This is a genomic window from Bacillus sp. PK3_68 (assembly GCF_003600835.1).
GTDB lineage: Bacteria > Bacillota > Bacilli > Bacillales > Domibacillaceae > Pseudobacillus.
The window spans coordinates 2623208-2637660 of the sequence record NZ_NQYC01000001.1; the positions used below are offsets into that span (position 1 = coordinate 2623208).

Below are 14453 nucleotides of genomic sequence, written 5' to 3' on the forward strand. Positions count from 1 at the left end.
AAGGAGGAAGGAAAATGGCCTATGTCGTTGATTTTAAAAATGTTTCTACGGTTGGTGTAGAGTCTTCACCTGTAGTAGACGCACTTGCTGGTTTGCGTGCTAATGAAGCCCGTTACTTTATGAACAAATACAAGCATGAATTTACGGTTGTGCCAGCTAGCGAGTCCTGTGAGACGCTTAATTATGTGAACCGGATTTTAAAAGAAGAACGGGATATTGAGTTTGCGGCCAAGCCTTTAGAAACGTCACGTTTTCAAGTAGAAAATATCAAAATGGCTTACATCTTTTATGAGGATGGTCTTGTTGTCAACGTCATGTATACAGTTGATGTCCCTAAAAAGCGGGCCGTCGGCTTTAAGCTTTCTGAAGGGATGGAAGTGCCAAAGGAGTTAGAAGGAAAGTTTAAGTTTGCCAGGCAAAAGTCTAAACTAGCTGGAACCATTCGAGGCTCATTTTTTGTAATTAAAGGAGCCTATTAATGCAAGCAAAAATGCAAATAAAGGAATTCAGTCATTTTTAGCAGTGGGTCATTCTTTTTCTTTATTTAGATAAAAAATCTAATTCAGTCTAGGAGCAAAATAAGCATTCATGCAACGAATGCTCACCTAGGCATTCAAATAACCAAACAGCACCTCTCCATCCAATTAGTGAGTGCTGTTATTTTTTTTGCAAAAATTCCATTTACTCATGGTACTGTTCACCATCATGCATCTAAATGAAGTTTTTAAACTGGTTTTCACTATTAGATTTTCATTAAAGCCTTCTCCTTACTCCAATAAATTTTTGTTCCTTGACTTCAACCTCTTTCTTCACACTGAAAACGGGTTTCCAGCATATAGACATAGTCATCCCCGAATAAGAAATTTTTTTAAAGTGTCCATTATTCGGGTATAGTTCATACATGACCGTTACCAGCTTTTTTGTATCGATTTTTAAATAATGAAAGGAAAAAATCATGGAATAAATGTTATTTGCAGTTTTTATAAAAACTCTTTATATCTCTTTCAGCATTTAGGGCATTCTGATTAATATGTGGTTGCAGAAAAATAATCTTCTAAAACTTATTACCTTTCGAAACCATTCTTAGACGAGCTTTTGTGTTACTTTTATAAAATATGGGCAAAATATCCATTGTAATCACAAATAAAAGAGGTTACTATTCTAGCGGTAACTTTACTAGTGGCAAATTCACTGGAAGCGTGCCCATATTGTCTAAATTCATCAGGAGGTTACATATGCGATATGTTATTTCTATCTTAGGTATTTTTGTTGTATTGTTTTTGGCTTGGTTGGCAAGCTCCAATCGAAAAGAGATAAAATTCAAACCAATTATTACGATGATTGTCATTCAAATTCTTTTATCATTGTTGCTGCTAAATACGGAATTTGGCTTAATCATCATCAAGGGCATAGCTGCTGTTTTTAACAAATTGCTTGAATTTGCGAGCGAAGGGATTTCCTTTGTATTTGGCGGCATGGCGAACGAGGGAGAGGCTCCTTTCTTTTTAAATGTATTGTTGCCAATTATATTTATTTCTGCATTAATTGGGATTCTTCAGCATCTGAAAATCTTGCCATTCATTATGAAGGGAATCGGATTTTTATTAAGTAAAGTGAACGGAATGGGCAGACTTGAATCATATAATGCAGTTGCTTCACTGATGGTCGGGCAATCGGAGGTTTTCATCACATTAAAGAAACAACTTGGCCTGCTTTCGAACCAGCGTTTGTATACTCTATGTGCTTCAGCGATGTCGACTGTATCGATGTCTATAGTTGGTGCTTATATGACGATGCTGGAGCCAAAGTATATTGTCACAGCTTTAGTTTTAAATTTATTTGGGGGCTTTATCATAGCAACCATTATTAATCCGTACGAGATTGATCCAAGTGAGGATATATTAGAAATACAGGAGCAGAAAAAGCAATCCTTCTTTGAAATGCTCGGTGAATATATCCTTGATGGTTTTAAGGTAGCTATTATCGTTGGGGCTATGCTGATTGGGTTCATTGCATTAATGGCGGGATTCAATTATATATTTGAGCTAATATTTAATATTTCTTTCCAAAAAATATTAGGTTATCTATTTGCTCCAATTGCCTTTATTATGGGAATTCCTTTCTCAGAAGCGGTTAGTGCCGGGGGATTATGGCGACTAAACTGTTGACCAATGAATTTGTCGCGATGCTGGATTTATCCGAAGGCAATTATCACTTTAGTGACCGAACAATGGGAATTCTTTCTGTATTCCTGGTTTCCTTTGCCAACTTTTCGTCTATTGGTATTATTGTCGGGGCTGTCAAAAGTCTGAATGAAAAGCAGGGGAATGCTGTTGCACGTTTTGGCTTGAAGCTGCTATATGGCGCCACACTTGTAAGCATCCTTTCAAGTATCATTGTTAGTTTCGTTTTATAAAACATGCTAGGTAATCACGACGTGTTGGTCGTTGAAATGGAAAACAACGGCCGTGGAAAAGCAATCTATCCTTAATGACATGATACTGATTGCATTATAAATCCTTATGAAAAAGGCAGTGGGAGCGAACCACTGCCTTTTGCTAATAATGTAACCTCATTAACAGATCTTTAATTTTCTTATTAATTATTAATGTATCCTCAAATTTTTTCCTACTCTCTGCTAAAGCAATATCAGGATAAAAAAGCAACTTTCATAAAAAATGCCTTTACGAAACACAGAGACAATTTAATACCCATTTACAAAGTCGGCGATTGTTTCTCTTTCATCTTCTGTAAGTTCCCTTTTTACGCACTTTTCGTATTCTGCGATGATTTTCTGTTTATCACCACCGCAAATATCTGTATATTTCGCAATGGTTCTAAGCTTAGCAGCTTCCTTATTAAATTCCTCTTTTGAAATCGGCTTTTGATGCGAAGGTATATATGTATCCGCGTCAAATGATTCTAACTCATCTAATAGCCGCAGCGTTTCCTTGATTGTATAGTTTTCTTTTTCGGAAAAAATATCAGGATAAATACAGTCACCAAGAAAGAGAATCTTTTCTTCTTCGATATACACGATTACTGAATCTGCAGCGTGGTCCCCTCCAACGTGTTGGACGATACAAGTTATCCCACCAAGGTCCATTTCCACTCGTTTTTCAAAAGTTAAATCCGGCAAGACAATCGTGATATCCCGGTGATCCGTGAATTCCTCCTTGATGGCCTTCGCACAAAATTCAATTTCCGATCCTTCTTTCACTCGTGCATCTAATGCCTCGTCTGACCATGAAAGCGGAATGAGCTTCTCCATTTCTTTTTTCGTTTTTTTGGAAGCCATAGAAACTGTATGAGATAATGCTGACAGACCAAAAATATGATCCCAGTGCCAGTGAGTAAGAACCACCATATCAGGAGCAGGGACCCCTCTTTTTAAAAGTTCTTTCAGAAAATAATTTGCATGGTCTTCCGAGTTGCCTGCATCAATCATTAATGTCTTGTTATTGCCTACTACGATCCCTAGAATGGGCCGGTCGGTTAACGATATTGGAGTAATGTACCAAAAACTCTTACCTATTTTTTTAATTGAATGCATAACGGGTGCCTACTTTCTTTTATACTATTTTAAATCGAATAGCAGTTGTTTACTCATGGGAGAATCTTTCAAAAAAACGGCCTCTATCTATGGTAAGGAGATCTGTGGAATTTTGTATTTCAACTCTTAGATATTAATATGCTTTAACGTATTTATTTACAAAATTAGCAAGATCCTTCAAGAATGATTTACTTTTAATTGTCGTGCACTGGGAAATTATATAAAAAAATAAATGGGTTCGAGAGTCTTTTATCAATTCCCGAACTCATTTATTCTTGTTAATATACCCTATCTTTCCAACCTGCTTCGCTCTAATACAAAAATATAGAAACGATTATTGGGACGAAACCAGGCTGAAAATTTCATCTTCCTTTATTTCGTCGATTTGATAAACAGCTTGACCGATTAACTTTGATGACTTTTGGTTATAACTTGCTTTTGTATGTGCAGCCTCAACGATAATCGATTTATTTTTCATACGTTTCCTTTCAAGAACCGTTTTCACCATTTTATAAGTCCACATCTATGAAACCGTTATGCTTTCTTCAGTTTCCCCTGAATCATACCGATAATGGCTGGCAGCACAGAAATGAAGATAATGGCTAAGAGAACTGTTGAAAAGTTGTCTTTGATAATCGGAATATTGCCAAAGAAGTAGCCTAATATCGTACAGATGCCTACCCATAATGCGGCACCAACCACATTATAAATCAAGAAATAACGGTAGTTCATCCGGCTCGCTCCTGCAATAAAAGGAATGAACGTACGAATAAACGGCATAAAACGGGCGATCAAAATTGTTTTTCCCCCATGCTTGTTAAAGAACTCCTCAGCTTTCATCATTTTATCTTGGTTAATCAATTTTCCCATAAAACTTCCATTTGAGATCGTAGTCCCTACTTTCCTGCCGATATGATAATTTACAGTATCCCCAATTACCGCTGCGGCAAAAAAGATAATGAATAATAAAATAATGTTAAATGCCCCCATCGCAGCAAGAGCACCGCTAGCAAACAGTAAAGAATCACCCGGTAAGAAAGGGAAAATCACAATTCCCGTTTCTACAAATACGATTAAAAACAAAATTCCATATGACCACCCGCCAAAGTTTTTGATGATTTCAACTAGATGTTCATCAATATGCAGGATGAAATCAATAATATTTTGAATGATTGTCAAAGCTGTACCCACTTTCATAGTAATGTAGTCTTTTTTATTTTCATCTACATATTATCAGAAACACATAAAAATGTTTAATAAAGGAACACTTATTTGTATTTTTTATAGTAAAAATCGAAACAATTTTTCTCTGGCTCAAGCAAAGTATCATTCTATTTCGCACAAAAAAATGCTGCATTTTTAATCCCACCAAAAATACCATACGGAAGAATGAATAAGTGTTCCTGCAAGTGAATTTACTGTTCCCACCCCTTGCAGGACTATATCACCACAAAATCCAAACTGTTCCCACGCAAGTAATTCTGATTCTTCTTGTGTCTTAGGAGGATTTTCGACAAAAAATTCCCATACATCTGTGGTTACTAAAGCCGGAATAGCTCCATATTTTTCATACCAATATTTGAATACTGCCACTTGTTCCTCTGGCATAGGACATTCATTAAACCCTCCCATTGGAACCCATGCAGCTACCTCCCAAGGATGATCCGTGGGAACCTTTGCGATAATTATTTTCTTATTTATTACCTCTTCTATTGATAGAAAATGATCCGGCTGTTCCTCTAACGAGAACTCGCCAGTAATATCATCGTCATCTTCTTCCATGGACATCGCTTCATCAAGAAGTCTCTTTAACAAAGCCTTTACATCAATATCCTTTGATTTCTTTATGATACTCTCTCGGTCATCCTTTGAGTATCCTTCATCCGCCTCGGTATCAACGATTTCTAGCATCATCTCTGAAGGGATAATGATAAGTGGTGTATATCCTTCTTTCTTGCCTTCCTGGAGAGCTTGATGATAATTTTTCATAACACTTTTAACATCCTTCTCTTCAATTACCGAACAGTCGCAACCCAATTTAGCCTTTATTTTTTCAATATAAGCTTTCTCTTCTGCTTTTTTCCTGAATTTATCAAATATACTCACGTTCTTCATCTCCTATAGGCTTTGTTACCGGATAAAGATAATCATATTTATAAATCCATTGAAATACAAATATTTCCTCTAAGAAAGGAAACAATCTAAAAATGTTCGGTAGCTTTTTGGGGATAAAAAGATCACTAATGATGGTAATAGCGAATCGGATATATTTTTAAAAGCAAAAGCTAAAGATAGCATTGATAAAATTAAAATACCTGCTAAGAAATGGATAGTTTTTCCCTATTAGTTATTGACAAAAAACTAAAAAAATACTAAAGTCTTATATTGATAATGATTATCAATATCATTTTTGAGAAGGTTGAGATGATACCTATTATTAAGGAGGATCCTAAGTTGAAAAAATTAATTATACCTTTCATTTTAATTTTGGTTCTTGTTCTTAGTGCCTGTGGCCATAGCACAAAGAGCGAGTCAGCAGGGGCTGTAAGTAAAGAGGACAAAAGCAAAACGATTACATACCAATCTGAAAATGGCCCTATTAAAGTACCTGCTCATCCAAAAAGAGTAGTTGTTTTGACTGGCAATGCAGGCGACTTAATTGCACTTGGTGTTAATATCGTAGGGGTGGATGAATGGGCTAAGAAAAGTCCATTATTTAAAGATCAATTAAAAGATGTTCCAGCCGTGTCAGATGAGAATTTAGAGAAAATTATTGAATTAAAACCAGATTTAATTATTGGATCAAATGATAATAAAAACCTGGATAAATTAAAACAAATTGCTCCGACAGTTACCTATACTTATAATAAAGTAGATTATTTAACACAGCACTTAGAAATTGGCAAGTTGGTAAATAAAGAAAAAGAAGCTCAAAGCTGGATTGATGACTTCAAAAAGCGTGCAAATACTGTAGGAAATGAAATTAAAACAAAAATTGGCGAAGATTCAACGGTAACTGTAATGGAAAGTTATGATAAAGATATGGGTATTTTGGGTGATAGTTGGGGAAGAGGCACAGAAGTTCTTTATAAAGCAATGGGTCTGAAAATGCCTGAAAAAGTAAAGGAGATGACAAGTAAAGAAGGATACTACATGATTTCTTTTGAGGTATTACCTGATTATGTTGGGGACTACCTAATTGTTAGTAAATACAATGATCAAGATAATTCCTATCAACAGACGGATCTATATAAAGGAATGGCTGCTGTGAAGAACGACCATGTAATTGAAGTGGATGGAAATGCCTTTATGTTTAACGATCCCATATCTTTAGATTACCAATTGAAATATTTTGAAGAGCACTTTTTAAAATAGTCAGAGAACTGTATGGACAGTTCTGGAAGTGGCATTCAAATAATAAATTTTGTGTTATGGACCACTAGGTACGTCCTCGTGGTCTTCCTTGGATAGGTATTCTGTATGATTTAATTTAACCGTCTTACCCCTTCATCAATCATTTCATTCATATCTAAACTTCATTCAGCTGTAGATGAAGCAGTTGCCTAATTCATTACACAAGTAGGATTTTCCTTCCTAAATAACCTCGAGCTTCTATAAATAATCCTTTTTATTTCCCGTAAATTTTCCAATATTCCATCTAAAAAACCCCTTTTACTTATGGTAAGGCTCACCATTGAACTAAAGTGCCTGTCACTGCCCGCCTAATGTCGATAAATTCGAAAAAATACGTGTGGGTGACAGGCACATATTTTATTGACTCTTGATACGGATACTTGTTTTACGGGATGGCTTAATTTCTTCCTCCGCGAGCATTTGATCTGCCTTTCTTTTGTCTTTGTTCATTTGGCTGCTTATTCGTATCATTTCTTTTTTCTTTGTGCGCATTCGAGTCTTTTACCATATTTATTCCCTCCGCTATCCCTTAAAAATGTTATTCAGCAACAGCAAGTATTATCATAACCGAAATATGTTTGATTATTCAGTGGCAAGCAAACGTTTAGTTTAGCGAATTCTAGCTCACAGCACTTTTTCTTCGGATACACCAATGACTTCAACACCATAAATAATAAAAAGCAAGCCAGTTTTTGTTTAATCAAAATTGGCTTGCTTTTACTATACTAGAAAAACTGCACTTACTTATGGTACGGTTCACCGTAATGCATCTTAATGAGTTTTTTATTTTTCCTGATCAAACTACTAATTGAATAATTTAATTAGGGATATGTCAAAAATACCAATATTCTCAGGGGATAAAGAACACTTTCTAGACAACTACCTAGTTTGAACCAAGACAATTTCGTCAATGGTCGGCATCTCCTTTTTTAATAAAGCTATCACCGTTTCTTCCATTTTATTATTGTCGATTTCACAAATCGTTATCGCAGGACCATTCATTTTTGAACGCTCATTAGCCATACGGGCAATGTTAAACCCTTTCTGATAAAGAATCCCCGATAATTCTGAAATAGCCCCTTTTCGGTCGGCATGACGGATCATAAGTGTTGGCCGTTCGCCGGAAAACTTCAATGGATAACCATCCAACTCCTGAACTTCTACTTTACCGCCGCCTAAGGAACTTGCGAGTACCTTGACGCGACGTGCTCCTCCTGCCAACTCTACAAGAACCGTATTCGGATGATAGCTTCCGAGAACCCGTTTAGTAAATTCATATTGTAAGTCCTGTTCTTCAGCAATGGCCTTCGCATCTGGAATGCCGTCATCCATCGTCGATAACCCAAGAACACCTGCTAATAAGGCTAAGTCTGTCCCATGCCCCTGATAGGTTTCAGCAAAGGAGCCCATCAGCGAGAACTTTACATATAATGGTTTTTCGTTTAAAAGCTGACGGGCAATGTTGCCGATTCGGACTGCTCCCGCCGTATGCGAACTTGAAGGGCCAACCATCACGGGTCCGATAATTTCATCAGCACTCTGGTATTTTGCCGGTCCGCAATCGCTGCTTCCTTCGCTAAAAATCTGCTCTTTTAATTTTTGCCCTGTTGGAGTTCCAGCAAGACCGCCAATCCCTGTTTCCCTCAGCGACTCCGGCATTTGCTGCCCTACCTCATGCATCACATGAACTACTTCATCCGGAGGGATGACACTGACTATCCCTGATAACGCCATGTCTGCTGCAGCTTGGGCGGTAATTGCATGCAATCCGTTACGGATGATGCACGGGATTTCCACCAGCCCGGCAACCGGATCGCAAACCAGCCCTAGTGAATTTTTCAAGGCAAGTCCGACGGCATTTCCAACCTGTGTCGGTGTACCACCGGCCAACTCTACGAGAGTACCGGCTGCCATTGCTGTTGCAGATCCGACTTCAGCCTGGCACCCTCCGGCAGCCCCTGAGATTGAAGCTTTATTGGCAATGACTAAGCCGAGGGCAGAGGCAGTGAACATCGACCGGACAATTTGTTCACGGGTAAACTTTCCGCTATCAAAGGCGTGAACAAGGACAGCCGGCAGGATTCCCGCTGAGCCCGCTGTCGGCGTTGCCACAACTCTTCCCATAGCCGCATTTACCTCTGATACTCCAAGGGCATTCGCTGCAGCATTTAAAGTTTCAGGATGAATAAAGGACTTCCCATTTTCGGCATATTGATAAAGGCGATATCCATCCCCTCCCGTCAAACCGGTACGGGACTTAACGGGGCTTGTCGTTCCCCTGCGAACAGCCTCCTCCATCACAGTAAATTGCTCAGCCATTTTTTCGATAATCGTCTCTCTAGAATATCCCTTTTGTTGCACTTCTGCTTTTATCATTAATTCCGCAATAGTTGTTTTATCCTGCTCTGCAAGTTCAATTAATTCTCTTAAACTTGTAAATGACATATGCTCACTCCTTTAGAGGGATCGGTTCTTGTGTAAAAAACAGAAGAACCACCCCATGTTTCGCCTATTCCTGTCCAAAGTATTTAGCTACTACAGCTGCCATTGCTTTCGCTGCGATGATAAGGCTGTCCTCGTTGATGACAAATTTAGGGTGGTGATGGGGATAAACTGGACCATCAGCCGGCTTTGCTCCCACATAAAAGAAACTGCCTGGAACCTTTTGTAAGTAGTATGAAAAATCCTCTGATGCGGATGAAGGCGGTGTTTCAATGACTGCTTTGATTTCAGGAATTTTGGCATCATTAACTGCATTGAAGACCAATTCTGTCATCTCTTTATCATTTACTAAAACAGGGTAATCATGTGAATAAATTAAATCATAGGTAATATTAAACTCTTGAGCAAGTCCTGCTAAAATTCGTTTGAATTCTGTTTCCACTGTAGAGCGAACTTCACTAGACATCGTTCGGACATCTCCTTCAAGCTCTACACTATCCTTAATAATATTGAAGGATCCTTTACCATCAAACGAGCCAATGGTTACTGTTGCCATATCAAAAGGATTAATTCGGCGGCTGACAATCGTCTGAGCTGCGACAACGAAATGACTTGCCGCGACAATGCTGTCATTACTTGCATGCGGCATCGAGCCATGTCCGCCTTTTCCTTGAATTTTCACTTTGAAATACGAACGTCCCGTCTGCATTTCTCCGGCACGATAATAGACTTCTCCAGTTTCCGCCAGAGACATTAGGTGGATGCCGAAAACATTATCAACACCTTCTAAACACCCGTCTTCAATCATAGCAACAGCGCCGCCAGGAGGTGTTTCTTCCGCAGGTTGGTGAAGAATAACAACATTCCCTTTTAATTGCTCTTTCATTTCGATTAGTACATCAGCTAAAATCATTAAATAAGCGGTGTGTCCATCATGGCCACATGCATGCATAACACCCGGATTTTTTGATTTAAAAGGGACATCTGCCTCCTCCGTAATCGGCAGCCCATCAAAATCAGCTCTCAAGGCAACGGTTTTACCCGGCTGACCTCCTTCGATTGTGACAACCACACCATATCCACCCACATTGGTTCGTATTTTTACGTCCTTATCTTTATAAAAATCAGTAATATATTGAGCTGTCTTTTCTTCTTTAAAAGATAATTCAGGGTGTTGATGAAGGTATCTGCGAATTTCGATCATTCTTTCTTTTTTCTCATCTAGTTTTTGCAAAAGTTGATTTAACATATTTTCTCCTCCTATTATTTTTCTGTTTTAACGGTAAGAACAACGAAACCGCACATAAAAATCGCTATCGCCAAGCTGATAAATACGATCGAAAATGAGCCCCCTACCATAGAAATTAAAGCCCCAAATGAGATCGGAGCAATAAAACCGCCAAGCGTCCCTCCAGTATTGACGATCCCAATGGATGAGCCAATCACTTTTTCCGGCAAAATCTTATGCGGCCAGGAAAAGATCCCCACAAACATTAATGTTAGTAAAAATGTAAGCATATATAAAAATACGATAGACAGTGCCAATGAATCTGAAAAGACTAAACCAAGAAACAATATGGACGATAGCACTGAAGAAGCCATGAGCAGTAATTTTTCCTTCCCATTAAACTTTGTCAATAATACACCAGCACACAAGGATGCTGCCGCTCCCCCAATAGCATTCATTGCTAGAATTGTTCCAACTGTACTAATGGATAGTGAAAATTTTCCTTTTAGGAAAGATGGCAGCCATGACATATTTCCATAAAAGGCAATGTTGACAATCATCATGGCAATGAATAAAATAATAACATTTCGATTACAAATTACAGATTTAAAACTAACTTGTTTAGATACCGCTTTCACTTTTTCTGCCGGAATATTATTTGGCACAAAGAAAATAACTAAAAGTAACGAAAGAGCGAAGAATATGCCCAATACATAGTAAGCATAGTGCCAGTTTAGATCGATTAATCGTGCCCCGATAATAAACGCCAAAATGCCGCCAAGCCCGTTTGTTGACAAAATGAGCGATTGGACGAAGGTTCGTTTTTCTTTTGAGAAATTGACCGCAACCCCTTTCGAACAACTTGGCGGATACCCTGCATGACCTATACCAGCTAAGAACCGAATCAGTACAAACACGAGTAAACTTGTACCAAAGCTAAATGCAAATGAGAATAATGTAATCAGCGAGAGAGAAAGGATTAAGACCTTTTTATAACCAACCTTATCAGCTAGCCATCCCCAGGTATTTGCATTAACGAATAGCCGAGAAAAAATAAACTCATCATCAATCCGGTTTGACTTGTTGTAAGATGAAATTGATCTGCTATTGGGATGATCGCAGTAGAAATCATATTCTTGTCCATGTAAATCATGGAATAACCACCCATTAAAGCTGCAATCAACAACACTTCACGAGAACTTTTGGCCTTTGGAACCGAAAGTTTGGCTTTGCTTTCTTTTAGATCTTCTTGAGAAACAGACATATAAGGTCTCCTTTCGGTAACACGATATCGTGAAAACGTTTCCAGTATCTATAATTTTAAACGGTACAGCTGTGAAGAGCTTTCCAATCATTGTCCAAAATATCCCCTCCATTTGTCATCGTCTCTATATTTTCTCTAACAGAGAACAAAAAATGACCGTTAAGTTTTAACTTAACGGCTTAATCTCAAAAAGATGAAAGGCATTTAATGTCAAGGTCGATTGTAAATAAAGGACTGAATCAATATTTTCTTCATAGATTTGCAATTCAGGGTAGGTACGGTGTTTCAAGAACGTAATGGTTTCTTGATCAATGACATGTTCTCGTTGAAAATTGATCCAATTCATATAAAACGCACCGTTATTCCGGTCCAAAATATACTTACGAATTTGATAATGCCCCGGGGTCAGTCCTGAAATCACAAACCTTTTTTCCTTCGTTAAAGAGCGTAAGAAGAAGCTTTCAACCGAGTAGGAAGGATTGACGTAGGAGGTGTTATAAATAGCCAATTGGTACCCCTGATCTCCCTTGGTCAAAACAAACCCCTCTCCTTCCACTAAAATCTGGGAGTTCATTTTGGCCATTAATTGAACGTTAAAAAAAGCTGGACGTTTCAATTGATAATAATAAAGCAGAGCAATCCCATTCATGGCAATATGCTCATACTCCTGATTATTTTCTTCTAATGAATGAGTATCAATCCAAAACCCCAAGCCCGAAATCTCTTTCATCACATCAAACATATCTTTAAAAATCAGAGCTGAACGAAAGAAGCTGCCGCTTAAATTTACAGTATTTCCATAAAGCGTATTCCAATTGGTCAAGTAAATGGAGCGGTCTGCCAATCCCGCTGAATATAGTTTTGCTTTCAAGTCGATACATGATTTCTTTAAAAGGTCTTTTACACCTTCAAAGGTACTATTATTCATGTCAGTAAAATCAACTTGTTCGTTCGGATTACAGGTGAAGCAGATCAGCTCGCATTCATTTGAGAATTGCTTTAAAAAGCTGATAACAGGGGTTGTGATCCCCGTTTCTATTGAAAATGGCACATGAAGGCCAACTTTTGCAGCGCCGGCCCATTTCTTTATAGTTTGATAAAAATCTTGATAAAAAGTGCCCGATGTTTCACCCCATTCCGTGAAAACTAATTCAAACTTCCATTTTCCTACAAAATCGCTGCCAAAATAATGAACACTTTGCTGTAAAAATTCAGCTAACATCTTGATATAATCGGAGCTGCTTGCCACTTCCTTTTCAAACTCAACACGGATGAAAGGCACTAAACCAAGCTTGCGAAACCGGCTGAATAATGCATGAATCTGATAAAATTGTCCTCCCGTTTGCAATAGCGGGTGCGTAATCGTAAAAGCGGGAGAAAATAGGTTCGTAAAATAGATATATTCAAATTGGAGCAGATCTTGAATAAGCTGCAATTCTGCTTGGACCTCTTCATGTAATGCATATTCCAGTTGGCCAATCACTAATAATCGGCAGGCTTTTTCCCGAACAAAAATGGGCTCTTGCGGGATGTCAATATGTATCGTCGAAGTAACTGGTTCCATCGACGGAATGATTTTATCATTTGACGGAATATACTTACTGATTTCTAGTAAAAAATCGGGCGATTTTAACAATGTATATTGGTCACTTGCTTGATGTACTTCCTCGACCTCGGCATGTTCTTTTTTATGAAAATTTCGATATTCAGCAGGCTTTTGCTGGTACATTTCTTTAAAAGCCTTGTTAAACGCCTTCGCATTGGGAAAACCGTTATTGAGTGCAATTTGAATAATAGTATGGTCAGTATATAAAAGCTCATGAACAGCAGATTTCAATCGAACTTGTTTTACATATTGCGAAAAACTAACGCCAACCTCCTGCTTGAAATAACGAGATAAATAGTAAAGGGATAAATATTGCTGTTTGGCGATTTCCTCTAATGATATAGGCTTGCGATAATTTTTTTCGATAAAAGTTAGAATACCCCTTATTCTTTCATCCTTCATTCTAATAAATTGATTATTTCCAAGATAGGTCGTTTTAAAATTCCGAATCAAAAGTGTGACTAACTTATATATCAGACTATTGATTTCAAGTTCACTTCCATCCTGTTTTTGATAATGTGCGATCAGAATTTCCGCTAAGAGTTGATGGATTTGATCAAATAGAAGATATAACCCATTATCCTCATTGGACGAATGGCAGTTGAAATAACACTCATGAATATCTGGATAATACCGCTCGATGGAACATAGGGGAATTTGCAGCAATAAGACTACATTGTCTTTAATCCCCTTTATGGTGTGGACATGATTAGCATTAATAAGCAGGAGATCATTTTCTGCCAAATGGTAGGCATCTTGATTGATGTTAACCTCAATTTCTCCTCTAATAACGAGAAGAATTTCAATTCCTAAATGCATATGCGGTGAGTAATGGCCAATACTTTGCAAACTGATTTGATAAGATTCTTCTATTACTGGTTCAGACATCAACATTCACCTCAAAAAATCTATAAAAATAATTCTGGGCCATACTATGGCTCCAGAA

Annotated in this window: 10 protein-coding genes and 2 pseudogenes; 3 read left to right on the forward strand and 9 right to left on the reverse strand. The window is 37.8% G+C overall.

The window, feature by feature from the left end; genetic code table 11:
• Window positions 1–14: 14 nt before the first annotated feature.
• Window positions 15–479: a phage tail protein gene (locus CJ483_RS13280; RefSeq protein WP_120035708.1), complete on the forward strand. Its 465-nt coding sequence runs from the start codon at window positions 15–17 to the stop codon at window positions 477–479.
• A 756-nt stretch (window positions 480–1235) separates the two neighbouring features.
• A pseudogene (locus tag CJ483_RS13285) lies at window positions 1236–2416 on the forward strand (NupC/NupG family nucleoside CNT transporter).
• Between the two features lie 288 nt (window positions 2417–2704).
• On the opposite strand, the gene CJ483_RS13290 reads toward CJ483_RS13285, so the two are convergent.
• From CJ483_RS13290 to CJ483_RS13305, 4 genes and pseudogenes are all read right to left on the reverse strand, one after another.
• Window positions 2705–3553 (reverse strand): MBL fold metallo-hydrolase, encoded by an 849-nt coding sequence (locus tag CJ483_RS13290; RefSeq protein ID WP_120035710.1) that lies wholly within the window; start codon window positions 3551–3553, stop codon window positions 2705–2707.
• 376 nt (window positions 3554–3929) lie between these two features.
• A pseudogene (locus CJ483_RS24540) lies at window positions 3930–4076 on the reverse strand (IS5/IS1182 family transposase); the annotation flags it as partial.
• Between the two features lie 11 nt (window positions 4077–4087).
• On the reverse strand, window positions 4088–4732 hold the full coding sequence (locus CJ483_RS13300; protein WP_259455651.1) for a VTT domain-containing protein: 645 nt from the start codon (window positions 4730–4732) through the stop codon (window positions 4088–4090).
• A gap of 180 nt (window positions 4733–4912) precedes the next feature.
• On the reverse strand, window positions 4913–5659 hold the full coding sequence (locus CJ483_RS13305) for a DUF4253 domain-containing protein (RefSeq protein WP_182917050.1): 747 nt from the start codon (window positions 5657–5659) through the stop codon (window positions 4913–4915).
• Between the two features lie 348 nt (window positions 5660–6007).
• Here CJ483_RS13305 and CJ483_RS13310 point away from each other — a divergent pair, with 348 nt between their 5' ends.
• Window positions 6008–6928 (forward strand): iron-hydroxamate ABC transporter substrate-binding protein, encoded by a 921-nt coding sequence (locus CJ483_RS13310; protein WP_120035718.1) that lies wholly within the window; start codon window positions 6008–6010, stop codon window positions 6926–6928.
• Window positions 6929–7846: 918 nt separating this feature from the next.
• Here the strand turns inward: CJ483_RS13310 and sdaAA are convergent.
• The 5 genes from sdaAA to CJ483_RS13330 all read right to left on the reverse strand — a co-directional run bounded on the left by sdaAA (window position 7847) and on the right by CJ483_RS13330 (window position 14395).
• Window positions 7847–9412 carry an L-serine ammonia-lyase, iron-sulfur-dependent, subunit alpha gene (gene sdaAA / locus CJ483_RS25500; RefSeq protein WP_120035720.1) on the reverse strand — a complete coding sequence of 522 codons (1566 nt, stop codon included), beginning with the start codon at window positions 9410–9412 and terminating at the stop codon, window positions 7847–7849.
• 64 nt (window positions 9413–9476) lie between these two features.
• The gene (locus tag CJ483_RS13320) at window positions 9477–10658 is read right to left on the reverse strand and encodes a M20 family metallopeptidase (protein WP_120035722.1); all 1182 of its coding nucleotides are present in this window, start codon (window positions 10656–10658) and stop codon (window positions 9477–9479) included.
• Between the two features lie 14 nt (window positions 10659–10672).
• Window positions 10673–11734 carry an MFS transporter gene (locus CJ483_RS13325; protein WP_220702339.1) on the reverse strand — a complete coding sequence of 354 codons (1062 nt, stop codon included), beginning with the start codon at window positions 11732–11734 and terminating at the stop codon, window positions 10673–10675.
• A complete protein-coding gene (locus CJ483_RS24755) occupies window positions 11647–11901 on the reverse strand; it encodes a hypothetical protein (RefSeq protein ID WP_220702331.1) in 255 nt (84 codons plus the stop codon). Before CJ483_RS24755 ends, CJ483_RS13325 begins: the two co-directional genes overlap by 88 nt.
• Window positions 11902–12067: 166 nt before the next feature.
• Window positions 12068–14395: a helix-turn-helix domain-containing protein gene (locus tag CJ483_RS13330; RefSeq protein WP_182917051.1), complete on the reverse strand. Its 2328-nt coding sequence runs from the start codon at window positions 14393–14395 to the stop codon at window positions 12068–12070.
• Window positions 14396–14453: the final 58 nt, after the last annotated feature.